This is a genomic window from Proteus genomosp. 6, assembly GCF_040139785.1.
In the GTDB taxonomy this organism is placed as follows: domain Bacteria; phylum Pseudomonadota; class Gammaproteobacteria; order Enterobacterales; family Enterobacteriaceae; genus Proteus.
Genome location: NZ_JBEEVJ010000019.1, coordinates 1 through 25335, shown reverse-complemented (window position 1 = coordinate 25335; position 25335 = coordinate 1). Strand labels below are relative to the sequence as shown.

Genomic DNA, 25335 nt, shown 5'->3' with positions numbered 1-25335 from the left:
CCCTGATGCCGGGCTGCAGGCACCAGGGGCGAGCCTGTCCTTTGCGCAGGGCTCGCATGACTTCGAATCCCTTGATCTTATGCCTGCCATCTGATCAGCACTACCCCAAGAACAAGCAGGACAACGCCCAGCAGGCGGATACCGGTGACAGGATAATCCGGGATACCAAGAAGGCCATAGTGATCGAGCATCAGGGAAAGCAGCATTTGCCCGACCACCATCAATGCCAGAACCGTTGTTGCTCCCAGTTTCGGGATCATGAAAATGGCCGTGGCAATGTAAATCGCCCCTAAAATACCGCCTGTCCATGAAAACGGGCTGGTACGCGAAAGCATATCCCATGACAGGCCAGGGCCGCGACAAACCAGCGCCATGACCAGCATGGCCAGGGAACCGCCGACATAACTGATGAAACCTGCCCACCATGGTGAAAGCAGTTCTGCGCGAAGATGGTTGTTGGCCGCCTGTTGCAGGGAAAAGCTGGCGCCGGCAGCAACAACCAGGAGATAAAACGCCAGATTCATCAGAATGTTTTGCATGGTTTTTCTCGTCGAAGAAGTGAACCGCCCCGGGTTTGGCGGAGGGTATTTTGTTTAAGTTAAGGCGTGTTGACGGATAGTTCGTCAAGTTGCCGATAGTAGTCCTGTTCAAGATATTCGCCGACTTCGTACAAACGGGTATCCAATTCCATGGCCATCTGTTTGATCAGCTTTTCAGGCTCCTCCGCTAATTTTGTAAAATGGCTCTGTTGAAGCAGCGTATATTTGTTTTTTCGCCAATGTTCCCCGTCGATCAGGTCGGCGTCGAGTGCCCGGTATTTAGTGATATCAGGCAGCGTCAGCTGGCCATTCAGGCGATCAGGGGGTTCTAGGGATTTTCCCCTCTAAAGTAACATAAATCGCCATACTCACCATATTTAAAGGCATACAAAGGTGGGTTACTTCTCCAAAGTATGGCAAATTATGAGGTTAACAACCCCTTAAACTTAATTTAATTCCTATGGCTATAAAAAACGAACTATCAATTCTTACCAAAGCTGAGCAGCTTGATCTATATTCTCCGCCGCTATTATCACTTGAACAACAACGATTGTATTTTACGCCAAACGAGATCGAGTTAACAGAGTTGAAAAGTATTCGCCTAAGGAACCACCGATGCTATTTCATTGCGTTATTAGGGTATTTTAAGTCTAAGCCTGTGATTCTTTCACCTAGCTTTAACCTCATCTTTGACGATATGCAGTTTATTTCAACGCAAGTTCAAGGAGGCAAAGGGATCAGGCCTTTCAGCATTAATAAGATGCAGCGTGACCGTATATATCAAAGAATACTGAGGTTATTAAACTATCAGAAATGGGACGAAAGTCTGCACTTTGCGCCGCTGTACGAACATCTTGTTATGGTCGGCAAAGCTTGGCTTGAGCCTCGTTATCTATTCGATGCAGCCGCTGAATATCTAGCAACGCATAGAATTGCCATCCCTAAATATACTGTCTTACAAAAGCTTATCAGTCGTGTTATCCAACAGGTCAAGAAGGCGTTAAATAATAAGCTTCGTATTCATGTTTCATCTGAACTACACGGATTTCTAAATACTATTATCGATGACAAAGATGGGCTCTCCTTAAGCCAGCTTCGAGCCGGTGCAAAAAGCGTTATGGTGACAGAGCTAAAAAAAGAACTGACGGTGTATCATCAGTTACAGCCTTATACAAGACAGATTGATAATGCTGTTAAGGGCTTAGCCTTATCGTCTAAAAACCAACAACACTTCGGTGAAATGGTGGATTATTATGGCAGTAAACTAAAACGCTTTAAGCGTCCACAGCAACACCTATGGTTGCTGTGTTTTCTGACTCAACGCATACGGCAAAGCCTAGAGCGATTGGCTGATGGGTTTATTCATCATATCCGTAAACAACAAGAAGCTGCGCATGCGTTTGCCCAACAGGCAGTGTTTGACTCATGGAGGTCAGCTGCAGACAATGTCACCAAAGCCGCAGAATTACTGCATCTGTTTGTTGATGACAGTATCGACGATAATCAACCATTTGCAACGGTTAGGCAACAAGCATTAAGTGTAATGAATAACCAAGATATAGAAACGCTATGCCTGTACTTAAAAAAGCAAAAACGCACGGTAGAAGAATATCAATGGCAATATTATGATGATCAAAACGGGTTAATTGAGCAGTTATTAAGGCCCGTGTTTCTATGTCTTGAATGCCAAGCAGGTAAAGGCTCAGAAGCATTAGTGACCCAGCTCAAAACCACAAAAACAGAACTATTAGCAGGTAATACATTGCAAACAATGGATAGTACACTTATCCAACAAAAACATCGTCCATGGTTAATTAACAAGGATGTTGTTCATCCACAGCGATACGAATGGTTGCTTTACCGTCAACTGGCTTCTCGGCTTAATGGTCGAATTTACTTATCAAACGTCACTAAATATCGTGCGCTAGAAGACGACTTAATTGCATCGTCAATACAGCCTGATCTATTGGCATCATCAACATTGGAAAAGCTAAAGCAGCCGATTCAGAAGCTACTGCAAGTAAAACAAATACGCTTAACAACATCCCTAGAAGATGTTGCTCGTCACATTGATAATGGTGATAACCGCAATGTGATCATGAAGAGCCGAAGTGGCACACGATGGCGACTGCCAGTTAAAGGCTCCCAATCACTTGTCAACAACCCTTTCTTTAAACAAATGATCCCCGTCAGTATTGCTGATGTGTTGCGTTATGTTGAACAAGAAACCAACTTTATGCAATGCTTCGCACACGTGCTGCCAATACAAAAACAAGTAGGCGCCAATCAGGATGATTTATTGGCTATTCTAATTGCGAATGCGACACATCGCGGCGTATATGGGATGGCACAAATATCTGATCGCAGTTATGAGCATCTAAGCACTATACAAGCTAATTATATTAGGCCTGAAACCTTGCAAGAGGCTAGTGATATCATCAATAACGCAGTAGCGGCACTCCCTATTTTCCGCCACTATCACATCCAAGAAGACGTCCTGCACGCCAGTACCGATGGGCAAAAATTTGAAACTCACCTTGAGACTTTTAAAACTCGCTACTCCTCGAAATACTTCGGCACCAACAAAGGTATTACGGCCATGACGTTAGTTGCCAATCATAGTGCGTTAAATGCCCGTATCATAGGATCTAATGAGCATGAGTCCCATTATATTTACGACTTACTACAATCTAATACTAGTGATCTTAAGCCAGATGTCCTCTCAACCGACACCCATGGTGTTAATCATGTTAATTATGCCTTATTGGATTTATGCGGTTATAGTTTTGCGCCTAGGTATGCTCAGTTCACCAGTGTGATCAATGACCTATTTAACGTAACTGAAAGCGACGACGGAAACACGCATCTGGCGCTGAAAAAGCCGATAAAAATGAATGTGATTGAAGAAGGCTGGCAGGATATTCAGCGTATTGTGTTATCCCTTCAAGAAAAACGCACAACACAGGCATTGCTAGTACGCAAATTATCTGGTTATCCATCTAGACACCCTATATTACAAGCATTAACGGAATATAATAGGCTCATCAAAGCCCAATATTTACTTGATTATATTGATGATGCAAGTCTGCGCCAATATGTTCAACGAGCACTGAACCGAGGCGAAGCCTGGCATTTCCTCAGGCGAGCTATTGCATCGGTCAATCGTGACCAGTTCCGTGGAAAAAACGAATCAGAAATAGTCGTCTGGAACGAGTGTGCCCGTTTGACGGCAAATGCTATTATCTACTTTAACTCGATGATCCTAAGTCATCTATTACTGCACTTTGAAGAAGTTGGTGACGAGGAAAAAGCAGCAATAACTCGACAAGTATCACCCGTTGCATGGCAGAACATTAATCTGAGCGGCACTTATCAGTTCGCTAGTAACCGCAAACTACCTGATTTACAGGAAATAACTAGGCCTATTGTTGAAAATGAAGTCTAAAATGAAAGGTAACCCAGCTCCACAAGCCATTAACTGCGAGGGTTGTGGCGATTTATGTTACTTTAGAGGGGAAAATCCCTAGAACCCCGTGAAGGACGTGGTTACTCCTTCGAGGTGATGCGGGCACGAATGCTCTACACCACGAAGCACAAGAAGAAGGCCCCGACCGCGAAGGTCTCTCCGTTCTACAAGAAAACCATCGGTTACGGACTGCCGGACTTCGCAGAGGAACTCAACTACGGGGTCGATCTATCAACCATCTGATAATGGTATCAGGTTGGTGGGGTAAAGGTGCCCCATCAACCATTAAATCCGTATACCCTAAATTCAGAGGCTATGTGCTGTAACAACGCTGTGTTGTTCATCATTTTTTATAGGTCCTCCCATACTGTTTGAAATATTCATTGAGCTCTTTGTCTCGCTCATACGTAGCCGCATCTGCCGCTTGTCTGGCTTCATCAACCTGCTTTCTTTGTAGTTCTTCAGCCAGCTTCAGATAAGATTGAATATTCTCTTGGTTTGGTTCATTTGTTACGAGTTCAAACGCAACTCTTTCACGTTCCTCCAATGAGACGCACCCCATCAACGAAAACATGGCAACTGAAGCACAAAAGTAAAAACGAGCGGTTGAGAATTCCCGTTGTGTTTTTTTCTTCATCATTTTTCCAACTTAATTATCTGTTGCCCCCTAAACACGCCAAGGAGAGTCGTTTTGTGTTTGTCAGAACGCTCCTGTCTGTCTGCTTCAGCAGTAAACAATGGCAGGGGACTTACTTTAAAATCCTGATCCTGCACTATCAAAAACGGCACAGGAGCGTTTATGCAGCGTTTTTTCCCACTGGCAAAGGTTAGGTTGCAGATCGGCTGCGGCGTAACGCTACGCTTTATTCTGAGCCTATTAGCAGGGCACTCTTGGATTTTATCCATTAAGTCCTGTAACTCAGCGTTGCCTTTTGCTATGTCAGCTATGAGCTGATAAAGCTTAACAGGGTCTGTTTTCTGCATGAGTCCTTTTAAGCCCCACGTATATGAAGCATGAGTGATCACATCGTCAGAGTTAAATACAGGAATGTTCCGGTACAAATGCAGTGTCATTACGTTACTCAGATGTTTACGCAAAATTCTGAAACGCTCAGATTTCGGCAGTGCGACAACCGAGCTTCTGATATTGTTTTTTACGGTATTGATTTTGATTAGATGATCAGCAAGTTCCATAGCCGCAGTTGATAACTGTACATATCCGGCTGTTCGCCTCGCAAACTTTTGTGAGTACAACGGAGAAATGTATAAGTCCTGCCAACATGAGATAACCGATGTATAGGCATGAGGACCCCAATTCACAACCGGCTCAATGCATTTACCGATATCATCACAACCATTTTCTACCGGTGGAATGACACAGGTAAGGGCTGAAATTACCTTTGTATCTCGAAAAAGAGAGTCAAGCTGGTGGAGGTACTTCAGCAATGAACCAATATAGCTATCAAGCATCACATGAAACTCCTGTTCTTAGAAAGAAAGAATCATAACCAAATATGCCAACATACAAATAAGCGTTCAACAAATACAGGAGCGAAACTTAGACATCTGCGCCCCTGACTCGCGCTTTTTTCTCTCTTTTTCTCTTTTTTTCTCCCCCTTTTCTCTAGGCGCGGCTGTTCAAGGTGGAACGCCCATGTAACTACACCATCTTTTGTATGTTGGCATATTTCATGGCGACTTTTACAAAATGAAATATGACCGATCATGCTATTATTCTTGTTCTCTGGATTTCTTCAAAAATTTTTTAAAACTGCTATCACTGACCATCAAGCCGTAAGCCGGTAAAGCATCCATAATCGCATTCCAAGACATGCCTGATGATTTCATTTCAAATAAATCATCCTGAATATGGTTCAACATAGCATTTTTTTTATAATTCGGGTTCTGCAAACTGAACTGAGTAATTTTTTCTTGTAATCGTTTATTTTTATACATCATTACTATAATAAACCTATCTGCTTTTCGAGCTCGTCCAGTTCCTTATCGGTAGGCATAGAACCACCCACTTTTTCATTGTGAATAACATAGGATATGCGTAACACAGAAGCCTTGCGTCCTTTACGTGACTCAATCGCAATTGAAACATCCTTGATATTCGTTTGTTCACCCAAACTAACCGCCAGCCGCTTTAAAAACTGACCAAAATACTTATAGCTTTGATAGAGATATTCCTTATTGCCTTTCTTATCTATATTGAACAGCCACATTTCGTCCTTAAGTTCGTCAACTCCAATTGTGAAAGACGTTTTATATTCGGCAATAGTATTACGTTTAGAGTACCGTTTCATAATTAGCTGATATAGATTTGCCAAACTAGCATCCGATAATCTAGCTACATAAAAAAGGTTTTGTGTCGTGAATTTTTTTGATAATTCAAAGAAATAGGGAAATACCCTACGGTTAAAGAATATTTTGCAGTAGCCTTCGTCAAAGTAATATGTAGCACTCGTTGTAATGTTGGTTTTTGAAGCTCGTTTAAAACCTTCCTCACTTAGATCTTCATATATGTGAGAGCTCAACAGAGTATCTACGGCGAGTGGAAGGGATTTATACGCAGTTGAAAGGTCCACGTCACAAATTTCAGCATACTCCTTAGCTTTAACCTCAAAGCATATTTCATCTTCATCAACAGATTCTCTAGGATCAGATATCTGAGCGAGAATAAGAAACAGCACTCTTTTCGCCGGTATAGGTAAGCTGGCGAGAGAAAGATTGAAATCATCAGAATGACGAACATTAGTATAAAGTGTTAAGTTACTGATTTGCTTCTTTTTCATCACAAAAGACTCAATTCCAACATGATAGGTATATATTCTAAAGGTTGTTTTGTCTAAAAGCAAAGTGACCTTTAAAGTAATACGTAGCTGGTGGAGTATTGAACACCAGACGAAAATAGCCTTAACGTTGTGATAATAAATACATAAAGTATGTTACCTCTCACATTAGCAATACTTCCATGACGGCTTATTGCCAAGTCAGTTAACGAAATTTCCATATGACAAACTGCATATGTCGCGACCTTTCGTTAACATACTGATAAACAGTAAGTTAATGAAGTCCACCATACTACTCTATACTGCATCAACGACGACCTTTTACCTTAAACAGAAAAATAACTTTTTTTTATGATCATACTGCACCAACGACGACCTTTAGCATAACCGATTGATATATAAGGATTATATATACATGCTTACACCATTCTATACTGCATTAGCGACGACCTTTAGCCACCAGCAGAAAAATACCTTTTTTTTATGACCGTACTGCATCAACGGCGACCTTTAGTGTAACAATATGATATATAAGGATTTATTTTAAGCATTTACACCGTTATATACTGCACAAGTGGCGACCTTTAGCCTTTAATAGAAAAGTACCTTTTTTTATGACTATACTGCACCAACGGCGACCTTTTGCATAACGTGTTGATATATATGGATTAAATTATGATAGAAGTATATATTTATACTGCATCAGCGGCGACCTTTAGCCACCAGCAGAAAAATACCTTTTTATTGATTAACTGCATCAACGGCGACCTTTTGCAGCAAATCAAAAATATACTTTTTCGGTAGTGGAATATTACAAAACATTTAAGAAAATCGTACTTATCCACAACAAAATTAGAAAATAAACTAATATTAATTAATAGGATAGGATTTTTTTGATTAAATAATGAGCCTTGGTTAATAATTAACCGCATATACTTTACAAGTGACGACCTTTCACTGCATCAACGGCGACCTTTCACTGCATCAACGGCGACCTTTCACTGCATCAACGGCGACCTTTTACTGCATCAGCGACGACCTTTCACTGCATCAGCGACGACCTTTAATATCGTAACTAAATGATTATTATGAATATATCCCCATATCTAAGGTTTTAATGTTTTAAGATCTAAAAAGAAAGAAAAGATCTTAATATGCTAAGATGTGCTTCACTGTGGACAATTTTCTTATGCTTTCTAACGCACTCGCTTTGCTCGTTTGTTCAACAGCGACACCGACACGAAAACAAGTTTTCATGTCTCTCGCTGTTCAGAGCTAAAAATGTAAATTCATTTATGATTGAAAAAAAAAGCCCAAACAAATGTTTAGGCTTCTCAGTTAATGAGTGTCGTTCAAATACAGACTTTTTAGCGTTACAACAGTACATGCATAACTTATTTTTAACGCTGCGGATAGCTGCTGTACGATGAACACAGCAAGTTCCAAACGTTGGTATTGATCTATACCGTGTTCTAGCGTCTGTCCTGCTTCAGAGATCAAGAAAATCATTCCTGACTTGCCATTATCAAAGACAGACAACCCTTTGTTTCTATGACCCCCATGATATCGGGCATCTAGATTATCAATATACTTCTTTGATAGAAGAACTAATGCAGTGAGTTGAGTCAATTCTTTTAAGGATAACTGAATAGTCATTTTCTGTTCCCATCTTGCAGTTCCATCCTTTTCAAGAGGTGCTATCTCGATGTTAAGGGTAGGAACGCCAGATCTGGAAACTACCTTTTGAAAGTTAAGACAGGAACGTTTCTTTTCGTGTTTCTGCCAATCGGCGAAGAACTTTAAAGTCTCACCATACACTTGTTCGGACATACACCACCCATCAATCTGGTAATGAACCTTTCAAATTCTGTGCTGCCTGACTTGGGGGCTCCTTCTCTATTTTTACTTTATCAGTCAGTAACGCCCGTTTTGCCTGACTCAAATTTACTTTATTGTGAGCATGAGTGCCGTCACTATCAACAGTTAGAAAGGAATCTAACATTACTTTGAAGGTATCAGCCTTTGTCCTGTCTGATAGAATTGAAGCCAGCAAAGAAGGCAATCTATCATCAATTTCCCCTAATGCGATCCCTGCCAGTAACGCTGTACGTACTGCTTCAGTTTGAACCGGCGATTCTTCAATCTTTTTAATTGCGAATTTATCAGCCTCGCTGAGTTCGGGACGAAGATACAAAATTATCTTTTTACGCTCTTGTTTCATAACGTTATCCTAATAATTTCAGACCCCGAACCAAAGCAAACTGAGGTTCTTCAGCCACGTAGAAACGTTCTGGTTGGATTGCTATTTTCTTTCTGATTGCATCAGCGGAAAGCGCAGCTCCACCACCAATAACCATGACATGTGTATAGCCCTTAAAGGTGCTGACCGCATCGAGCACACGGGTATTTAGTCGTTCAATACTGCTATTCATGGCATCTTTCACCATCTGAATATCATCAACGCTGTTGATGTTATCTAACAGATAGTTTTCATCGTGCCGGTTAATAATGAGTTGATCTGCGTTATAGCTGGATGTTTCTGTTGAAGCGTTCGCCAAAGCTCTTTTGACTTCGTTAGTCACCAATGATACGCCAAGCGTAGGATCACCAAAAATGCGTGATACAGACGTCATTTGACCAGAAACCATTGAGATATCAGTTGTGGTGCCTCCAATATCAATAATCAGTACAGAATGATTGGGTCTTAATTCATCACACAAAGATATACCCGCAGGAATTGACTCAGGACGAACGGTTACTTTTTTGATTTTGAAAGGTTCATTCCGGCTTACTTGAACTTCGCGCATTAAGTTATCTTTTTTGCGTTGGATGTTATCCATTCGATATTGCGCATCCTGATCGTAAAATTCTGCCAATGGTAGAGTGACAACGATTTCAACCTCTTGGGGAGGTAAACCGCTAATCTGAAGTGCATGTTGCACTGCAACTGCGTTTAGAGGGCTATACTGCCAAGCTACGTTGTTAGTTGGCAAATTGTCAGGATCAATAATATCGAATGAATACTTCTCGTTATCAACGGTATAGTTGAATGGTTTGCCAGTACCAAAAGCCGTACCCCAACCGCGTTTGAAGCTGTTAGGACTAATTTTAATTACTTCACCTTCCTGATCCTGTTCCCACAGCATTTTTATGTTAGTAGAACCATCATCTATATAAATACGCATTTGAAGCCTCTAATTGTTAATGTGATGCATCTGAGATTTATTTGATGCGATATTGAGTATGTTTGTAATTTTAACAGTGGAAGTTGAGTGTCGCAAGAGGTTGATATGAGATTAATTTGAGAAATATCAGGGTGTAAAAATCATAATGAAAATGAAAATATATCATTTAGATGTGGGTGTGATGCATAACTGAGGTTTATATGAGGCTTATTCTATGTGGTATTACTGTGTGAGGATTAATTGAGGTATATCTGATGTGTGTAGATATACCTCGATACCTTGACTGTGAATGTGTATCACAAAGGCGGCAATGCTGAGGGGAAAAGTTTTGCGATCAAATCATTAGTATTATTTATCAAACTTTCACTTTTAAATAATAGATGCATTGTGCCTTTTTTGTACCACTTAACGATGAAAAATTCAGTTTCAAAATTTTTATTATTAGTTCGCACATTATCAGATATATATAGCCCTACACTATTTTGAAATTCGTGAATTGGTTTTTTTTGTAAGATGCAAAATATTCTAACTAGATCGTTAACGGTGTCAGTCTTATTAAATCTAGTTGAATACTTACGAACTGAAACAGCATTATCCATTATTATTTTTTTGCCAAGATAGCGAGGATTATTACTCTTGTAATCCCATGAGACAGATTGCAACGCATCCATCAATCCATTCTTAAATGAATCAGCTTTGTTAGCGCTTAAACTTGTAAAAGTGCTTAATGCATTCTCAAAGTTGAATATAGGCGATTTCATATCGTAAAGGTCGTAATGTAACTTTTCTATTTGTTTATTGCTCATGATTGTTTTGATACCAGATTTATCAATAAACATTTTCCATATCTTTCTGTCTAACCAAAGTTCAAACCGTGTTCTGTTATCATCATCATTAGTATTTCTAGGGTATTGCAAATCAATTAAATCGTCCTCTATGCATTGGTGAGGAAAATGATTGTTGGTATTGGGAATTGTTTTTAATATTTCGATAGCCTCTGCTGCTTTAGAGAGTGATTCTTTATATAGGCTAATAGCATGTTCTCGGATTGCAATTACTCTGTCTATCTCAATTGATTCGATGATATTAGTATTGGTATTAAGGTTCATTAATAAAATCCAATTTAATTTTTTATATGGCATACGTTAGGCGAGAAAAAATAGAAGTAGTACCATATCAAGCAAATAACAATAAAGATATATATTTGTCAAAGTGAAAACTTCATTATTTAATTAAAGATGAATAATTAAGATTTAATTTAATTCTGTTAATTTGGTAATTAATTGTATAATGAATTGTTGTGTTTATATAAGTGGTGATATTGTATTTATCATTTTTACAAAAATATTGCTTTCAGCATTGTACGAATATATTATTAATTCTCAAATATAATTAATTACCACAGCTAATAATAATTAAACGAGGATGAGTCATGAATACCTATAATGTATCGTATAAGGTTAATCTTAATAACAATAACTATGCTCTAGCTTCATTTGATGTACAAGCAAAGTCTGAAAAGGAAGCGCGTAGAATAATAAGCAAGTCGAATATAGGTGTTGAAGAATATACTGTTACTGAGAAAGACTTTTTCTCGGTAACGTGGTGTGCTGAAGATATTCATGCAAGTATTGTTTCCGGTTGGGATAGTGAAACAGAATTAGATGAATTTAATAAAACTGATCTTGATGTTTTCTATTTTAATTTAAGTGATAATGATAAAAAGAATTTTTGTTTAGATGTATTGGAGGCACTTAAAAACAACCATGATTGTAATTACGGTATTAATTGGGATGTAATTAAAATATCAGCAGATTCAAGTATGGATATATGGAAAAGATTAATTAATTAAGATTCAATATTAAATTACAGAAAAATAGTCAGAGCTTATTGTGTCTGGCTATCTTCCCCAAAGGGAAAGCCTCTACTTATTCGTAAAATACTGCACAAAATGGCTGAAAAAAGTGAATGGATGCAAGTAGTGGCTTTTTAATATCATATATGCTTCGTCTAAGCGATTCTGAGCCACTTTAGCCTGTACGCCAATGCTTATCCACGATGATGTGTGGAAGTCCTCTCAAAATCGCCCCTACGCTGTTTTTAAAGACAGGGAAAGGATCGCCTACGGCTCACAGTACCCCCTAAAAGATCGCCTACGGCTCACAGTAAACAAAAAAAACATAAAAATCAGCGAGTAACACCGATAACCGTTTTTCTTGTGCCCTTTTTCAAATGTGTAATTCTCATTTTCAATGATTTAGTAATATTTTTGGTTTGCTTAATGTCAGCCCTGATAATTTTAAACTTATCCTCGTATTTTTGAATAAGTTGGCGTACTTCATCAGACCGAATTGAAAAATAGCGTATGTCAAAATCGCCATTACCTGTGGTTGGAGCATTACGCATAGAGCCAACTTTTTTAGTCGCCTTGTTCATCACAACCATTCCCCATCGAATCCGTACTGAGCCCCTGTCGTTATGAATTACTGGCAGGTATGGGGAGAATAGCTGTTTGTTATTTATTTCTTGCATAAACTGTTGGATCAGATTTACCGCATTATCAGCGCATACAGTTATTGCTTCCTCACAGTCAGCAAGGATTGCTTCCAGCTTTAGCAATAACGCATCTTCATATGATACTGACATGAATTTCAGCACTCCAGAAAAGGTTCAGAAAAAGTCATTTTAACATAAACTAATTATACCGTAACCACCCTATTGGTGACTTAATGTTTCGATTACACTAAGTCGTAACTACTGTTTTGGTGACTTAATACGTGAGATACATTAAGTCACCAAAACCCCCTTGGTGACTTAATGTTTTTTGAAAATGTGCCGATAACAATTTTGGTGCAGAAGAAAGAATTGTCTTTCTTAAGCCATAAAACACCTATTTTCGACTTAATGCGAATGTTATTAATTTCTTTGGATAATAAGTATCATGCCACTAATTATTTATATTATGTAACATGTTGAATATAAGTGAAATTTTACTCCCTCTCTGTTTACGCATACTGTAAATAAATGTATAATAAATTGCATTAGTCGTAGATAGTGTGTTGACGACTAATGTATGTCTTACTATAATTTATACTGATATATACGTATATGCTCAGAATAAGTGAGGGGAGGATGAAACGCTTTCTTCTGTTTTTAAGCATTTTTAATGCTGCGATTTGCGAGGCTGCTGTTGTAGATTTAACTAATACCTCGTGGGAAAAGCACGCTAAACAATGTAACCTCGATCCGCTTTTACTCTATGCTATTGCTCTTAAAGAGAGCTCCCATAGAACAGGCGATAAATCCTTTGTTGCACCCCATCGCTATGCTTTAAATAACCCAATTATGGGCTCTTATTATCCGGTGAACCGAGATGATGCTGTCCGAAAAGTGCGGGAATATGTAAGCGTTTCAGCATTGACTGATATCGGTATTACACAAATTAATTGGCGTTGGAACGGTAGTAATTATGTTTCTGACCCTGCTGAGTTATTAGATGTAGATAAGAACATTGAGGTATCAGCGAAGGTCTTGTGTCGAGCGATTGAACTATCTCCAAATGATATAGCGCAAGCCATCGGTAATTATCACACACCAAATCCAGCGTTAAAGAACAAAGCTAAAGAATATGGTGAATCAGTTCTGCTCATATGGAAAAGATTGAAAGAAAATGAACAATAAAATAAATTGCTACAACACTGAAATGACTGATGTACTTTTCAGTTTATTAAGTAATTCTGAAAGAGTTGATAATAATCCATTTGTGATCGTCAATTCTGACAAAACCTGTTTTGTTGAAGATTTTTCCATTATGAGAGATTTTTTCAGTGGATTGAAAGTGCCTGCTTATATATTAAGCTATAAAGAGGATTCTCAGTCTTTATATACTAAGAAAGACCCAAATTTTAAAAAATCTCTGTTGGATGTTTCATTTTTGCGTTTAACAATGCTAATTGAATCAGCAATTATTAACAGCATGTCTGGCACAGATACTAATCATTTCTTTTGGTTTAATGATTGTCAGTCATACAATACAATTAATAAGTTTTCTTTTAAGGAAATACTGTTTTCTTTGTATTCAAAGCAAATAAATATTTCTCCAATTTACAGACCTTCGATTATATCAACTAGATTAGTCGATAGTGATGGTTATCATAAAAAATATGATGATGTATTATTCTATCTTAAATTTAGAGCGCGCTTATGTGGAAAGGTGTTTAAATGAAATTAACTATTGCGCCAGAAGGTTATCAATTAGCAATTGATATGATAAAACTTGGATTTAGAAAGAATGTAATATTGTCTGAGATTCCAGCAATATCTCCACGTATGTATGGATGTTTACGAAATGATTCAGGAATTGATAATGAGGATAATGATTTTACGTTAGGGCGACTAAGAAAAATTAGCACTATATTAGCTAATCAACATGATAAACGATCTGCAACTGATTTTTTACATGTATATTTAATGACTGCACAAGATCCAGAAAATAGATTGCAAATAGAAGAATTGGTTGGTGCTTATAAAGCATACCGCCATTTATTTAATGTTCATTGTGGTTTCTTTGATGATCCATTAAAGAAACACATAATTGATCCGAACTTGGCATGGCAAATTGCAACCAATTACCGAAATGGAATAATTGGTTTAACTGGCTGTTTTGAGTGTCGGCAGAAATATACCTATCTTACACACGAATCAGAGGATTCCTGCAATATGAAATGTCCTTATTGCTCTGAATCTAAAGAAAATGAATTCATTAATAATAAGGGTGAATAATGAAAAGTTGTAAAATGATTACAGGAATTCTATTTTCATTAGTGTTATCCGGCTGTGCTAATAATGAAAATAGTAATTGGATATATAATAATGAGGCTTCAAAACCAGTGGTTGAAAATGGAAGTGAAGCTCTCAAAATTGCTAAATCAATAGGGTTGAATAATCTAGATGATGATGCGGATAATTACACAATCTTTGCTGTGTTAGTACCAAGTCAGAAAGGAAATTCATTAAAAAAAATTAAGGAACCTATTGTTGTAAGCGATACAAAAGGGATGGATCAGTTAAGAGAAATCATCTCACAAAGGTAACTATTCACCAAGGAGCTATTGACAGCAAATTTATGTGACTGAGTTAACTTGATCCCACATTCAACTTGAGTGATCTTTTTGTGGTGGCAATCTGGAGGTATGAATAAGAAAACATTACCTCCACCGCCAGATTTCGATTCGCCTGAAGAGGCGAAAGATATCATCCACTTTTTATGGAATAAGTTGGCTGAGCTTGAAGATAGGCTAAACCAAAATAGTCGCAACTCTTCTGTGCCATCATCTCAACAACCCCTGCATAATAAAGCTAAAAATACTTCGCCGAATCGGAATAAATCTGGAAAAAAGCAAGGAGCTCAACCAGGTCATAAAGGCCATCGCCGACTGCTTCACCCTGTTGAAGACAGTGCCTCGGTTGAGCAATACTTACCGAATAAGATATGCCACTGCGGTGGGTGTGTTATTCCAAATAGAAAACCTTATAAACGACACCAAATCTTTGACTTGCCAGATATCTCATACACGCTTGTTGAACATCAAATTTTTAAAGGCGAGTGCTCATGGTGTGGTGATAAACATCAAGCGGAGCTTCCAGAGTCTGTGCCCGATGTTCAAATGGGGCCAAATCTACATAGCTTTATCGCAATCCAAGCGACGCAGCACCACCAAAGCATAGGTAAAATACAATCTATGCTGAAAGACGTCTTCCAGCTTAACTTCTCAACAGGTGCAATATCTGCGGCGCAAGGACGAGTCACTGAATACTTAGCTGATACTCATACTCAAATTCATGACACAGTAAAAGCATCTAAACTGATTATGGCTGATGAGACTTCACATCAGCGCAATAATGATAAACGCTGGATGTGGGCCGCACTCAGCAATAACGTAGCCTTTTTCCAAATTAACAGCGGAAGAAACCAACATGCTGCCAAACGACTACTTGGTGAAGCGGTTTCACACCTTTTAGTGACTGACCAATATTCTGGGCGTTGTTGCCTAAATCCATTGAACCTTTTCCAAGTTCTGCGATCTGATCCTTTGTGATGGCTAGAACGGTGGTGACATGGGTAAAGCAAAAAAGAAGATAACTAACTGGGCGGAGTACAATAAGGCTCTGTGCAAGCGAGGGTCAGTTTGAAGTGGTCAACTAATATTGGCCACGTCATTAGACTGTATGTAGAACAGCCGCTCTGATTCATTTGGGGTCAATCCCCCGTTATACCAATGAGGCCTGATGCTGCTGTAATAGCCTGTGATGTAAAGAATAATTCTGTGTTCTGCTTCTTTCAGGCTTCCATAGCCCATAGAAGGCATCCATTCATGTTTTAAACTTCTAAAAAATCGCTCCATTGGACTATTGTCCCAACAGTTACCCCGTCGACTCAGGCTTTGGGCGATTTGATAACGCCATAGCCGTTGACGATACTCAAGGCTGGTATAATGACTGCCTTGGTCGCTATGAAACATCAGTCCTTTTGGCTGCCCCCGCATTTCCCAAGCCATTTGCAGGGCTTTTAATGTCAGCGTGGTGTCGGGAGACGTGGAGAGTGCCCAGCCAACAGGTTTTCGGGCAAAAAGGTCTAACACGACGGCGAGATAAGCCCACCGTTTTCCTGTCCAAATATACGTCACATCGCCACACCATACTTGATTGGGAGCTGTGACAGCAAATTGGCGGTCGAGTAAATTCGGGATGTCGACATGTTCCTTTGTCCCGCGTTTATAGCGATGTTTCACGTGCTGGCAACTCGTAATATCAAGCTCCTTCATTAACTTACCTGCAAGGTAACGGCTCATCTTCACACTGTACTGCGTCGTGACAATGGTGGCGATCGTCCTTGCACCCGCAGAGCCGCCACTTAAGTTCCAAGCGTCTTTGACTAAGCTCCGTTTAATCGCTCGCCCCCCATCCGGTACTGCATCCTTCATTCGATGATGCCAATGACGATAGCTACTGCGATGACGTTCAAAAAGTTGGCAGAGCGTTGTGACGGGGTAATGCGCTCTTAGTTTGTCGATTATCGCGAATCCTTCAGTGAGTCCGACATTAAGAGCGCCGTAGCCTTTTTTAAGATTTCGTTTTCCATTTCAAGGCGTTGTATCTTTTTTTTCATCTCACGAAGTTCAATTTGCTCGGGTGTAAGCGGAAGTCCCGTCGGTGTTTTACCTTGCCGCTCTAATCGCAGTTTTTTAACCCATCGATTAAGTGCGGCAAGACTCACGCCCATTGCCTGTGCGGCTTTAGCCACAGAGTAATGGTGGTCAACCACCATTTTAGCGGCTTCGAGTTTAAACTCTGCTGAATATTGCTTAACCATGTGCTCACCTGTGATGTTATTGAGGTAAGAATATCACCTCTAGTCAGGTGGCCAAATTAACTATGCCACTTCATATAAAAACAGGTTTGCTGTACGACATAGAAGAAAATAAAAGGGAGCTGATTACTGAGACTTTATAAATATTCATTGCAACCCATATCAGTTATAAGCCAAATCTCACTACTTTGACCTGTGTTCTTTTTAAGCAATATCGAGCATGGTATAGATGCCATATCAATTTTAATTAATGTGTTGTCACTCCCCTTCACCTCATAGAGTTGCTTTATTTCATTTGCTTCAAGACCAGTAATCTCTCTTGCCAATACATCTATCGAAGCCACCAGAACTGACATGCTTATCTTGTGTGGCTTGCGTCACAAGATGCTCGTGTGTAGTGATCGCCCCTGTGGTAGAACCACAAGAGGACAAGAAAAAGCAAATTAATGCGATACAGCTTCTATTTATCCCCATCATTCCCCTCTGCCGTTTGAGCTTCAGAAATTACTTTTAAGCTATTCTCCCCTATATCAAAATCGCTTTTCATAAACTCAAGTGTAAAAGCCGTGGCTAAATACCGGCTTATCAAAAGTTCCTTTTTAACAAGCCCTCGCAAATGGCGTGGAGTTCCAACTGCATTTTCAAAAAAACGTGAATCCCATGAATGATCTCTGTTATCGCCAAGAACAAAAACATATCCATCAGGAATTACCCATTGTGTATAAATCGGCTTAACGAATGGTTTACGGTTATCAATGACATAATCATATTGTTGCGTATTACGTTCCTGAAGCGCCTGATAGGTACTCGTATGGTCATTATGATGGTTTAGCTGCCCGATCATCCTTCCGTTGATCTGGACCGACTTATCATCGGCATAAGTGATAGTATCGCCAGCCAATCCGATTATGCGTTTTACATAAATGAATGAAGGGAATGCAGGAGCTCGGAAAATCACTATATCTCCACGCATCAATTGCTCTTTTTGCGCGTCAACCGGCTTTGCAAAAATGAGATCACCGGCTTTCAATGTCGGTGCCATAGAGGATGTTGGGATAATATAATAGTCCAATAGGTAGGATTTAACGGACCACACAATAACTGATATTATTACCAAGCTAACAGTATAAAAACTAGGCTTACGTTTTCGATATATGAGGTAAAGAATTCGTAGGATAAGTGCAAGAATAAGGGTACTTATGAAGTTCATGAGCTTCAGCCTTCAGAAATTAAAAAGGCAATGTACCCGTTATATGGTATCTTTTTTCTTAGTAAACAGTCTTAAAAGTATCACTTTCTATTTTGGTGGTGCATAGTTACGGCTCTCAAATATCCATAAAACCATAACATATTAAAGTGGCTACTTATTTTTAAAGGCAAAAAATAACATATAGTGTCACTGGAAAAAACAAGATGTCCTATCTTGTTATTAACTGTTTTAAAGCTGATTGAATCAATATGATTTTTAGAGTGTTCAAAATAGATACGATAGCAATATACATAAATTGCAAGAAGAAAGAATGATGCGAATACCTTAGATAATTCAATTAACGGAATAGATTCAACAAAATCGCCTACTAATGCAATTAAAACAGTTAATATTAATACTGAAATATCAATTATATTTCTTTTTCGAATTAACATATATGCTGGATATACACAAATGACGGTTAAAAAAATGATCCGAATGAATGTAGTGTATTTATTCTTCATTAGACCACCATTCAGGAGCTGCTAATAAATCCTCTGAAACTTTCCAGCCAAAATTAATCAATATTTTCTTTATATTATAAGGTTTATCCATAAAATAACTCATGTGGATTTTATTGTTCCTTGTGAGCTGCCCTGCCCTAACTGAAGTAATACCGATGTAGGTTGTTAAATCTGACAGTGTATAACCCAAATACGTGACATCTGACAATTCGTCGATACGCTTATTTTCATGAATAGTGTTTAGGATACCCTCTAATTCAGTTTTAACAAACATATACAATTGTCTGCTGTCACTACCGGTTATTTTTTCACTTTCATTGCAGTGGTTATTATGGACATTGTCATTATCCTTGTTATTTTCAAGCCACCAATTAGGCGCATGTAAATTATTGCTGGTAACAACCCATCCATGATTAATAAGAACAAGCGCATTATTAAATGTATACTTTGAAAGTTTCACTTCATTAACTTCAGACAAAAATATTTCTTGCTTGTCAATGCATTCTAAAATACCAAGATCCATTAACATTGTAGTTATAGATGATTGATTTCTATGTATCTTATCTGCGATTGAGCTTAGGTTCATCTTGTTTTGTATCATGGAGATAACTGTATGAATTTCTTCATTAACCCATACTGTTTCATTACGATTCAAATCGTTAGTGTTGCTCATAGGAAATTGATCATTACTTACCCACCACTTGGGGGCTTTAAGAGATTCCTCCCTGTTTGATAACTCATATATCCAACCAAGTTCTAATAATTTAGGAATAAATGATGAATGAGGAATGAGGTGATTTAAATTAGTATTCCTAGCCGTAGATATCTTATTATCCTTATAGTTTATTTCACACAACCCCATGTTCAATAATTTTGAGAGGACATCATTTACACTACGTCCGGTAAATCTGCATATCTTTTCGATGAAAAACGGCTCATTAATGGTTCCGAATAGTTTTGTTATTTCAGATAATGTCCATACCGTTAGATTTCGCATGTTTATTTCACTTGATGTAATTAAAATGGGAATAAACCGTAATTTTCACAGCCTAGTTCTTCTCTAGATTCTGTTGATATAATAATTTGTTTCAATTCGCTCAATAATTTTAATTGTTCAGTAATTACGTTCCTGTTTTCATTGTCAATAATATTTGTACTTGCAATTTCTTCAAATGCATCTTTCATATTGAAAATACTCATTCTTTCGATATTCACACAAGTATTAGATGCTAGATAATTAATTAACCAATTTAATTTTACTAATTTATAACAGTAAATAACACAAGTATGACCCACTCCAAATTCACCAGATAAAACATTTCTAGCGTGAAACACTAATTCTTCATATACTTTTAGAAATGCTAAACTTTGTGACGTTGCGCGGTGATTCGTTAATAGTTCATTTACTTTTTCAATATTCGAGGATAGATCATTTTCTTCAGGGAATGTGATTGTCACTGATTCTTGTTGCTGCCATTTTTGATTTTTATTATTAAGGTGTATTTCCACATACTTTTGTAACCATATGTATTTAGTTTCATTTGATGGTATGGATGTATAAAATATAAAAAAAGGAACGTTAAATAATAATGCGTATTTTATTGTTTTAACAGGAAAACTTAGTTTTACAGTTTCATCAAATGAACTGACAGTTCCTTTAGATTGTACAAAAAAACAATCACCCGTTGGATTACTGTTTTCAAATATTTCAATCATTGTGGGCGGACAAAATAGTTGGGAACTGGGAGGGGTGGAAATGGAGTTTTTAAGGATTATTTAGGGAAGAGTGACAAAATAGATGGGAACTGGGTGTAGCGTCGTAAGCTAATACGAAAATTAAAAATGACAAAATAGTTTGGAACTAGATTTCACTTATCTGGTTAACTAATCTAGCTAACCTGCCGCTCAGCTTAGTACGATCCTATATCCAACTGATCATAATCCTTTCATCAGTATCCCAAATTAAATCCCCCTCCTAGACTGCCTCACCAACACTTTACAGTGATCCCGTATTTCCGGACAGGTGATTGATTTTTTTCGCTTGTACAGGTGTTAAGCCACAGTTATCTTGATGTGGACATTATGCATTGTAATAGCCCATTAACATGCGCTAAGAGCATAAATTAATATACAGTAACAAGCATTACGAGGTGCTAATGTTTGGAAAGCAGCCTCTTCCAACTACAATAATAAGTTAACTATCCTCCACCCACAAATAATTACAAATGACCCCTTTCCGCTATAACTCCGATCTCACCAGCGGCTCGCTACAAACCCGAGAGTGTCGCATTATTACTGGCTTGTTACTCCAAGAGCTTGATGAAGCTGCCTGGGATAAAGCCATGTATAAGGAAAATGTGCTTCAGAAACGCACGCAATCTACGGTAAGACGTATTTCTTCAGCGCTTAGAAAACGCCTAGAACACCTAAGCTCTGACTTTTGGGCTTTTGCGTTTTTATGTTAGGCATTGTCTGGCAACTGGAGGAAGTGTAATGACCATGAATGGTCACTGTGATTGACAGTATCTTGCTTAAACTTATCTGAACAATGGTAGAACTGGCTCATATTTATCCCCTCTATGATTGTTTATCTTTTTCACCATAAAAAGTATCAGGGGCTACTCAGGGCTACATAAAGATATTTATCTACTTTTACTGATTGATAAGTAGCATCAGTCCATCCGCAGGACTGGTGGTGCCGGCAAAATGCTGACCCAACACATGCGTATAGATTTGCGTGGTCTTAACATCGTTATGCCCTAAGAGTTCTTGCACAGTGCGAATATCACGCCCCGCTTGTAATAGATGCGTAGCAAACGAGTGACGAAATGTATGACAAGTGACACGCTTGCTAACGATGCCTGCTTTTTGTACGGCTGCCTTCAATGCCTTTCGCGCAACGGAGTCATGCAGATGATGGCGGCATAATTTGCCGTTATACGGGTGGTTGCAGAGCGTGCTGGAGGGAAAGACAAACATCCACGCCGCTTGTCGATAAGCAGAAGGGTATTTGTGATCTAAAGCAAAAGGCAGCGATGGCCCTACGCCTTGTAAGTTGTCGTCTTGCTGAATAAGCCGCGCTTGCTCAATGAGTTATTTTATTGCTGGGATTAGGCGCGTGGGCAGTAGGCTGTTTCTGCTTTTCCCACCCTTACCGTCATGCACAGTGATGCAGCCATTATCAAAATCAAAATCTTTAACCCGCAAACGCAAGCATTCATTAATGCGCAAACCTGCACCATACAGCAGCGTAAAAATAACTTGGTTGCGAGTATCCATAACCTGCAAAATGCGTTGCACTTCATTTGCAGAGATAACAGAGGGTAGCCGTCTAGGCTTGCTTGCAGGGATATAATCAATATCGCCCAACGGCTGTTGTAAAAACCTGTTGTACAAAAAAGCTAGGGCATTTAAAGCGATTTTCTGCGTGTTTATGGCTACATGTCTGCTGTTTGCTAAGCTGGATAAAAACAGCCTGACCTCTTCACTGCCCATGGTCTGAGGATGACGTTTTTTGTGAAACAGAATAAAACGCTTAATCCAGTGCAGGTAAGTTTTTTCAGTTTTCAGCGCATAACCTTTTTGTCGCATATCCGTGCGTATAGAATTTAAAAATGGACTGTTAGACATAAAACGCTCCTTGTCTTGCAACTGTCTGCCTATACAGCCTATTCTAGCTGGGATTTAAAAAAGTGCCTGTTTTTTACGCCTAGAGATGCTTGTTTACCGGTAGAGTTTTAATTTAATGCTAAATAAATTAAAATGTTATGAGTTCTTTGGGTGAGATAATGTGCATCGTGCAAGCAGGATAGACGGCATGCACGATTTGTAATAACAGAGTGTCTTGTATTTTTAAAGAAAGTCTATTTAATACAAGTGATTATATTAATTAACGGTAAGCATCAGCGGGTGACAAAACGAGCATGCTTACTAATAAAATGTTGTGCGTAAGAATAAAACAAAAGCTGCGTATACCTTTCCGCAGAATCAGTGGCTTCAACAAAAGGATGTTTCAATGCTTCAGCAGAAAATGATCGAACGCTTCAAGGAAGCTTGCCATGAGGATGCACGAATAATCGCGGCGCTGATGTTCGGCTCATTTGCTATCGGAGAGGGTGACGAGTTCTCTGATATCGAATTTGCAGTGTTCATCCAGGATGATCATTTTGAAAATTTCGATCAGCGCTCGTGGCTTAATGCTGTAAGTCCGGTTGCAGCTTACTTTCCGGATGACTTCGGCCACCACACCGCGCTTTTTGAAAACGGCATTCGCGGTGAATTCCATTTCATGCGAAAATCGGACATACCGGTCATTTCCACTTGGCAAGGCTACGGGTGGTTTCCCTCGCTTGAGGAGGCTGTTTTGTTGGACCGATCAGGAGAGTTGTCAAGGTACGCGAGTGCTCTCGTGGGCAGTCCCCCGAAACGTGAAGGCGCGCCGCTGGTGGAAGGACTTGTATTGAACCTCATCAGCCTGATGCTCTTTGGGGCAAATCTTTTAAATCGGGGAGAGTATGCTCGCGCCTGGGCTTTGCTCAGCAAAGCACATGAAAACTTACTCAAGTTGGTTCGCCTCCATGAAGGGGCAACAGACCACTGGCCGACACCTTCACGCGCGCTCGAAAAGGATGTCTCGGAGGACTCGTATAATCGCTACCTGGCATGCACAGGCAGCGCGGAACCAAAAGCACTATGTGTAGCCTATCATGAAACGTGGAAGTGGAGTCTCGAATTGTTCAGGAGTGTGGCTGGACCTCTGAATATCGAGCTTCCGAGAATTGTAATTGCGCAGACAAAAAGGTTGCTAAATGAATCTGCGACGCCGCACAATAAAATGTTAACCTCTGAGGAAGAATTGTGAAACTATCACTAATGGTAGCTATATCGAAGAATGGAGTTATCGGGAATGGCCCTGATATTCCATGGAGTGCCAAAGGTGAACAGCTCCTGTTTAAAGCTATTACCTATAACCAATGGCTGTTGGTTGGACGCAAGACTTTTGAATCAATGGGAGCATTACCCAACCGAAAGTATGCGGTCGTAACACGTTCAAGTTTTACATCTGACAATGAGAACGTATTGATCTTTCCATCAATTAAAGATGCTTTAACCAACCTAAAGAAAATAACGGATCATGTCATTGTTTCAGGTGGTGGGGAGATATACAAAAGCCTGATCGATCAAGTAGATACACTACATATATCTACAATAGACATCGAGCCGGAAGGTGATGTTTACTTTCCTGAAATCCCCAGCAATTTTAGGCCAGTTTTTACCCAAGACTTCGCCTCTAACATAAATTATAGTTACCAAATCTGGCAAAAGGGTTAATAAAATGTTAAACATCATGAGGGAAGCGGTGATCGCCGAAGTATCGACTCAACTATCAGAGGTAGTTGGCGTCATCGAGCGCCATCTCGAACCGACGTTGCTGGCCGTACATTTGTACGGCTCCGCAGTGGATGGCGGCCTGAAGCCACACAGTGATATTGATTTGCTGGTTACGGTGACCGTAAGGCTTGATGAAACAACGCGGCGAGCTTTGATCAACGACCTTTTGGAAACTTCGGCTTCCCCTGGAGAGAGCGAGATTCTCCGCGCTGTAGAAGTCACCATTGTTGTGCACGACGACATCATTCCGTGGCGTTATCCAGCTAAGCGCGAACTGCAATTTGGAGAATGGCAGCGCAATGACATTCTTGCAGGTATCTTCGAGCCAGCCACGATCGACATTGATCTGGCTATCTTGCTGACAAAAGCAAGAGAACATAGCGTTGCCTTGGTAGGTCCAGCGGCGGAGGAACTCTTTGATCCGGTTCCTGAACAGGATCTATTTGAGGCGCTAAATGAAACCTTAACGCTATGGAACTCGCCGCCCGACTGGGCTGGCGATGAGCGAAATGTAGTGCTTACGTTGTCCCGCATTTGGTACAGCGCAGTAACCGGCAAAATCGCGCCGAAGGATGTCGCTGCCGACTGGGCAATGGAGCGCCTGCCGGCCCAGTATCAGCCCGTCATACTTGAAGCTAGACAGGCTTATCTTGGACAAGAAGAAGATCGCTTGGCCTCGCGCGCAGATCAGTTGGAAGAATTTGTCCACTACGTGAAAGGCGAGATCACCAAGGTAGTCGGCAAATAATGTCTAACAATTCGTTCAAGCCGACGCCGCTTCGCGGCGCGGCTTAACTCAAGCGTTAGATGCACTAAGCACATAATTGCTCACAGCCAAACTATCAGGTCAAGTCTGCTTTTATTATTTTTAAGCGTG

Annotated in this window: 26 protein-coding genes and 4 pseudogenes; 12 read left to right on the top strand and 18 right to left on the bottom strand. The window is 39.6% G+C overall.

Translation table 11 applies throughout. The features are described 5' to 3' along the window. Window positions 1–77: 77 nt before the first annotated feature. Complete coding sequence (locus ABN212_RS17705) at window positions 78–539, bottom strand: DMT family transporter (RefSeq protein ID WP_198478452.1); 462 nt, start codon at window positions 537–539, stop codon at window positions 78–80. Window positions 540–625: 86 nt separating this feature from the next. After that, window positions 626–862 (bottom strand): annotated as a pseudogene (locus tag ABN212_RS17700) (hypothetical protein); the annotation flags it as partial. 137 nt (window positions 863–999) lie between these two features. On the opposite strand from ABN212_RS17700, the gene ABN212_RS17695 reads away from it, so the two are divergent. Further along, entirely contained in the window at window positions 1000–3984 is a 2985-nt protein-coding gene (locus tag ABN212_RS17695) for a Tn3-like element ISKox2 family transposase (protein WP_008126957.1), read from the top strand. 87 nt (window positions 3985–4071) lie between these two features. After that, a pseudogene (locus tag ABN212_RS17690) lies at window positions 4072–4248 on the top strand (ISL3 family transposase); the annotation flags it as partial. Window positions 4249–4348: 100 nt separating this feature from the next. On the opposite strand, the gene ABN212_RS17685 reads toward ABN212_RS17690, so the two are convergent. The 9 genes from ABN212_RS17685 to ABN212_RS17645 form a co-directional block, all read right to left on the bottom strand. Beyond that, window positions 4349–4642, bottom strand: coding sequence for a hypothetical protein (locus ABN212_RS17685; RefSeq protein ID WP_072070755.1), 294 nt, complete (start codon window positions 4640–4642; stop codon window positions 4349–4351). Continuing rightward, window positions 4642–5475 carry a DNA replication terminus site-binding protein gene (locus tag ABN212_RS17680; protein ID WP_048609121.1) on the bottom strand — a complete coding sequence of 278 codons (834 nt, stop codon included), beginning with the start codon at window positions 5473–5475 and terminating at the stop codon, window positions 4642–4644. Before ABN212_RS17680 ends, ABN212_RS17685 begins: the two co-directional genes overlap by 1 nt. Before the next feature lie 261 nt (window positions 5476–5736). Beyond that, window positions 5737–5964 (bottom strand): hypothetical protein, encoded by a 228-nt coding sequence (locus ABN212_RS17675; protein ID WP_071547973.1) that lies wholly within the window; start codon window positions 5962–5964, stop codon window positions 5737–5739. A 2-nt stretch (window positions 5965–5966) separates the two neighbouring features. Continuing rightward, window positions 5967–6803, bottom strand: coding sequence for a replication initiation protein (locus ABN212_RS17670; RefSeq protein ID WP_072070757.1), 837 nt, complete (start codon window positions 6801–6803; stop codon window positions 5967–5969). Window positions 6804–6874: 71 nt separating this feature from the next. Continuing rightward, entirely contained in the window at window positions 6875–7021 is a 147-nt protein-coding gene (locus tag ABN212_RS17665) for a hypothetical protein (RefSeq protein WP_158516018.1), read from the bottom strand. 1117 nt (window positions 7022–8138) lie between these two features. After that, on the bottom strand, window positions 8139–8630 hold the full coding sequence (locus tag ABN212_RS17660; RefSeq protein ID WP_023159976.1) for a hypothetical protein: 492 nt from the start codon (window positions 8628–8630) through the stop codon (window positions 8139–8141). A 10-nt stretch (window positions 8631–8640) separates the two neighbouring features. Next, the gene (locus ABN212_RS17655; RefSeq protein ID WP_072070758.1) at window positions 8641–9021 is read right to left on the bottom strand and encodes a plasmid partitioning/stability family protein; all 381 of its coding nucleotides are present in this window, start codon (window positions 9019–9021) and stop codon (window positions 8641–8643) included. Between the two features lie 4 nt (window positions 9022–9025). Then, window positions 9026–9985 carry a plasmid segregation protein ParM domain-containing protein gene (gene parM, locus ABN212_RS17650; protein ID WP_071547977.1) on the bottom strand — a complete coding sequence of 320 codons (960 nt, stop codon included), beginning with the start codon at window positions 9983–9985 and terminating at the stop codon, window positions 9026–9028. A gap of 296 nt (window positions 9986–10281) precedes the next feature. Further along, the gene (locus ABN212_RS17645; RefSeq protein ID WP_072070759.1) at window positions 10282–11094 is read right to left on the bottom strand and encodes a DUF4942 domain-containing protein; all 813 of its coding nucleotides are present in this window, start codon (window positions 11092–11094) and stop codon (window positions 10282–10284) included. 323 nt (window positions 11095–11417) lie between these two features. On the opposite strand from ABN212_RS17645, the gene ABN212_RS17640 reads away from it, so the two are divergent. After that, window positions 11418–11837 (top strand): hypothetical protein, encoded by a 420-nt coding sequence (locus ABN212_RS17640; protein WP_023159979.1) that lies wholly within the window; start codon window positions 11418–11420, stop codon window positions 11835–11837. A gap of 335 nt (window positions 11838–12172) precedes the next feature. Here the strand turns inward: ABN212_RS17640 and ABN212_RS17635 are convergent, their stop codons facing one another. Beyond that, window positions 12173–12631: a hypothetical protein gene (locus ABN212_RS17635; protein ID WP_023159980.1), complete on the bottom strand. Its 459-nt coding sequence runs from the start codon at window positions 12629–12631 to the stop codon at window positions 12173–12175. Window positions 12632–13117: 486 nt separating this feature from the next. Between ABN212_RS17635 and ABN212_RS17630 the strand changes: the two genes are divergently transcribed. From ABN212_RS17630 to ABN212_RS17610, 5 genes are all read left to right on the top strand, one after another. Then, window positions 13118–13666 carry a transglycosylase SLT domain-containing protein gene (locus ABN212_RS17630; RefSeq protein WP_023159981.1) on the top strand — a complete coding sequence of 183 codons (549 nt, stop codon included), beginning with the start codon at window positions 13118–13120 and terminating at the stop codon, window positions 13664–13666. Then, a complete protein-coding gene (locus ABN212_RS17625; RefSeq protein ID WP_159227764.1) occupies window positions 13656–14210 on the top strand; it encodes a hypothetical protein in 555 nt (184 codons plus the stop codon). The genes ABN212_RS17630 and ABN212_RS17625 overlap by 11 nt, the downstream gene beginning before the upstream one ends. Continuing rightward, complete coding sequence (locus ABN212_RS17620) at window positions 14207–14767, top strand: FlhC family transcriptional regulator (protein ID WP_125894528.1); 561 nt, start codon at window positions 14207–14209, stop codon at window positions 14765–14767. Before ABN212_RS17625 ends, ABN212_RS17620 begins: the two co-directional genes overlap by 4 nt. Next, window positions 14767–15078, top strand: coding sequence for a hypothetical protein (locus tag ABN212_RS17615; RefSeq protein ID WP_125894530.1), 312 nt, complete (start codon window positions 14767–14769; stop codon window positions 15076–15078). The genes ABN212_RS17620 and ABN212_RS17615 overlap by 1 nt, the downstream gene beginning before the upstream one ends. Window positions 15079–15177: 99 nt before the next feature. After that, the gene (locus ABN212_RS17610) at window positions 15178–16083 is read left to right on the top strand and encodes an IS66 family transposase (RefSeq protein ID WP_201287957.1); all 906 of its coding nucleotides are present in this window, start codon (window positions 15178–15180) and stop codon (window positions 16081–16083) included. 99 nt (window positions 16084–16182) lie between these two features. Here the strand turns inward: ABN212_RS17610 and ABN212_RS17605 are convergent. From ABN212_RS17605 to ABN212_RS17585, 5 genes are all read right to left on the bottom strand, one after another. Then, window positions 16183–17357 (bottom strand): IS3 family transposase gene (locus tag ABN212_RS17605; protein ID WP_259693822.1). Its coding sequence is split into 2 segments (ribosomal slippage): window positions 16183–17114 and window positions 17114–17357, totalling 1176 coding nucleotides; the frame shifts between segments, so codons are not numbered across the junction. 134 nt (window positions 17358–17491) lie between these two features. Continuing rightward, complete coding sequence (locus ABN212_RS17600) at window positions 17492–17710, bottom strand: hypothetical protein (RefSeq protein ID WP_125894562.1); 219 nt, start codon at window positions 17708–17710, stop codon at window positions 17492–17494. A 104-nt stretch (window positions 17711–17814) separates the two neighbouring features. Next, the gene (gene lepB / locus ABN212_RS17595) at window positions 17815–18564 is read right to left on the bottom strand and encodes a signal peptidase I (protein WP_125894564.1); all 750 of its coding nucleotides are present in this window, start codon (window positions 18562–18564) and stop codon (window positions 17815–17817) included. A gap of 492 nt (window positions 18565–19056) precedes the next feature. Further along, a complete protein-coding gene (locus tag ABN212_RS17590; protein ID WP_125894566.1) occupies window positions 19057–20064 on the bottom strand; it encodes a hypothetical protein in 1008 nt (335 codons plus the stop codon). Between the two features lie 20 nt (window positions 20065–20084). Continuing rightward, on the bottom strand, window positions 20085–20783 hold the full coding sequence (locus ABN212_RS17585; protein WP_072070783.1) for a DUF4365 domain-containing protein: 699 nt from the start codon (window positions 20781–20783) through the stop codon (window positions 20085–20087). Window positions 20784–21292: 509 nt separating this feature from the next. Here ABN212_RS17585 and ABN212_RS17580 point away from each other — a divergent pair. After that, entirely contained in the window at window positions 21293–21532 is a 240-nt protein-coding gene (locus ABN212_RS17580) for a BrxA family protein (RefSeq protein ID WP_001353740.1), read from the top strand. Between the two features lie 187 nt (window positions 21533–21719). Here the strand turns inward: ABN212_RS17580 and intI2 are convergent. Then, window positions 21720–22697: pseudogene (gene intI2 / locus ABN212_RS17575) on the bottom strand (class 2 integron integrase IntI2). A gap of 385 nt (window positions 22698–23082) precedes the next feature. Between intI2 and lnu(F) the strand changes: the two are divergent. The 3 genes and pseudogenes from lnu(F) (at window position 23083) to aadA1 (ending at window position 25253) form a co-directional block, all read left to right on the top strand. Further along, window positions 23083–23928 (top strand): lincosamide nucleotidyltransferase Lnu(F), encoded by an 846-nt coding sequence (gene lnu(F) / locus ABN212_RS17570; RefSeq protein ID WP_070342364.1) that lies wholly within the window; start codon window positions 23083–23085, stop codon window positions 23926–23928. After that, window positions 23925–24398 carry a trimethoprim-resistant dihydrofolate reductase DfrA1 gene (dfrA1, locus tag ABN212_RS17565; RefSeq protein ID WP_000777554.1) on the top strand — a complete coding sequence of 158 codons (474 nt, stop codon included), beginning with the start codon at window positions 23925–23927 and terminating at the stop codon, window positions 24396–24398. Before lnu(F) ends, dfrA1 begins: the two co-directional genes overlap by 4 nt. 16 nt (window positions 24399–24414) lie before the next feature. Further along, window positions 24415–25253, top strand: a pseudogene (aadA1, locus tag ABN212_RS17560) (ANT(3'')-Ia family aminoglycoside nucleotidyltransferase AadA1). Window positions 25254–25335: the final 82 nt, after the last annotated feature.

What these genes read in the sequence shown, in the direction of transcription:
- ABN212_RS17625 (WP_159227764.1), top strand. Translation starts at nt 13,656, where the DNA reads ATGAACAATAAAATAAATTGCTACAACACTGAAATGACTGATGTACTT.
- ABN212_RS17705 (WP_198478452.1), bottom strand. Translation starts at nt 539, where the DNA reads ATGCAAAACATTCTGATGAATCTGGCGTTTTATCTCCTGGTTGTTGCT.
- ABN212_RS17600 (WP_125894562.1), bottom strand. Translation starts at nt 17,710, where the DNA reads ATGTCAGTTCTGGTGGCTTCGATAGATGTATTGGCAAGAGAGATTACT.
- ABN212_RS17640 (WP_023159979.1), top strand. Translation starts at nt 11,418, where the DNA reads ATGAATACCTATAATGTATCGTATAAGGTTAATCTTAATAACAATAAC.
- ABN212_RS17590 (WP_125894566.1), bottom strand. Translation starts at nt 20,064, where the DNA reads ATGCGAAATCTAACGGTATGGACATTATCTGAAATAACAAAACTATTC.
- ABN212_RS17665 (WP_158516018.1), bottom strand. Translation starts at nt 7,021, where the DNA reads ATGGAAATTTCGTTAACTGACTTGGCAATAAGCCGTCATGGAAGTATT.
- ABN212_RS17655 (WP_072070758.1), bottom strand. Translation starts at nt 9,021, where the DNA reads ATGAAACAAGAGCGTAAAAAGATAATTTTGTATCTTCGTCCCGAACTC.
- ABN212_RS17680 (WP_048609121.1), bottom strand. Translation starts at nt 5,475, where the DNA reads ATGCTTGATAGCTATATTGGTTCATTGCTGAAGTACCTCCACCAGCTT.
- ABN212_RS17645 (WP_072070759.1), bottom strand. Translation starts at nt 11,094, where the DNA reads ATGAACCTTAATACCAATACTAATATCATCGAATCAATTGAGATAGAC.
- ABN212_RS17585 (WP_072070783.1), bottom strand. Translation starts at nt 20,783, where the DNA reads ATGATTGAAATATTTGAAAACAGTAATCCAACGGGTGATTGTTTTTTT.
- ABN212_RS17695 (WP_008126957.1), top strand. Translation starts at nt 1,000, where the DNA reads ATGGCTATAAAAAACGAACTATCAATTCTTACCAAAGCTGAGCAGCTT.
- ABN212_RS17610 (WP_201287957.1), top strand. Translation starts at nt 15,178, where the DNA reads ATGAATAAGAAAACATTACCTCCACCGCCAGATTTCGATTCGCCTGAA.
- ABN212_RS17580 (WP_001353740.1), top strand. Translation starts at nt 21,293, where the DNA reads ATGACCCCTTTCCGCTATAACTCCGATCTCACCAGCGGCTCGCTACAA.
- lepB (WP_125894564.1), bottom strand. Translation starts at nt 18,564, where the DNA reads ATGAACTTCATAAGTACCCTTATTCTTGCACTTATCCTACGAATTCTT.
- ABN212_RS17630 (WP_023159981.1), top strand. Translation starts at nt 13,118, where the DNA reads ATGAAACGCTTTCTTCTGTTTTTAAGCATTTTTAATGCTGCGATTTGC.
- ABN212_RS17620 (WP_125894528.1), top strand. Translation starts at nt 14,207, where the DNA reads ATGAAATTAACTATTGCGCCAGAAGGTTATCAATTAGCAATTGATATG.
- parM (WP_071547977.1), bottom strand. Translation starts at nt 9,985, where the DNA reads ATGCGTATTTATATAGATGATGGTTCTACTAACATAAAAATGCTGTGG.
- ABN212_RS17660 (WP_023159976.1), bottom strand. Translation starts at nt 8,630, where the DNA reads ATGTCCGAACAAGTGTATGGTGAGACTTTAAAGTTCTTCGCCGATTGG.
- ABN212_RS17615 (WP_125894530.1), top strand. Translation starts at nt 14,767, where the DNA reads ATGAAAAGTTGTAAAATGATTACAGGAATTCTATTTTCATTAGTGTTA.
- ABN212_RS17675 (WP_071547973.1), bottom strand. Translation starts at nt 5,964, where the DNA reads ATGATGTATAAAAATAAACGATTACAAGAAAAAATTACTCAGTTCAGT.
- ABN212_RS17635 (WP_023159980.1), bottom strand. Translation starts at nt 12,631, where the DNA reads ATGTCAGTATCATATGAAGATGCGTTATTGCTAAAGCTGGAAGCAATC.
- ABN212_RS17685 (WP_072070755.1), bottom strand. Translation starts at nt 4,642, where the DNA reads ATGAAGAAAAAAACACAACGGGAATTCTCAACCGCTCGTTTTTACTTT.
- ABN212_RS17670 (WP_072070757.1), bottom strand. Translation starts at nt 6,803, where the DNA reads ATGAAAAAGAAGCAAATCAGTAACTTAACACTTTATACTAATGTTCGT.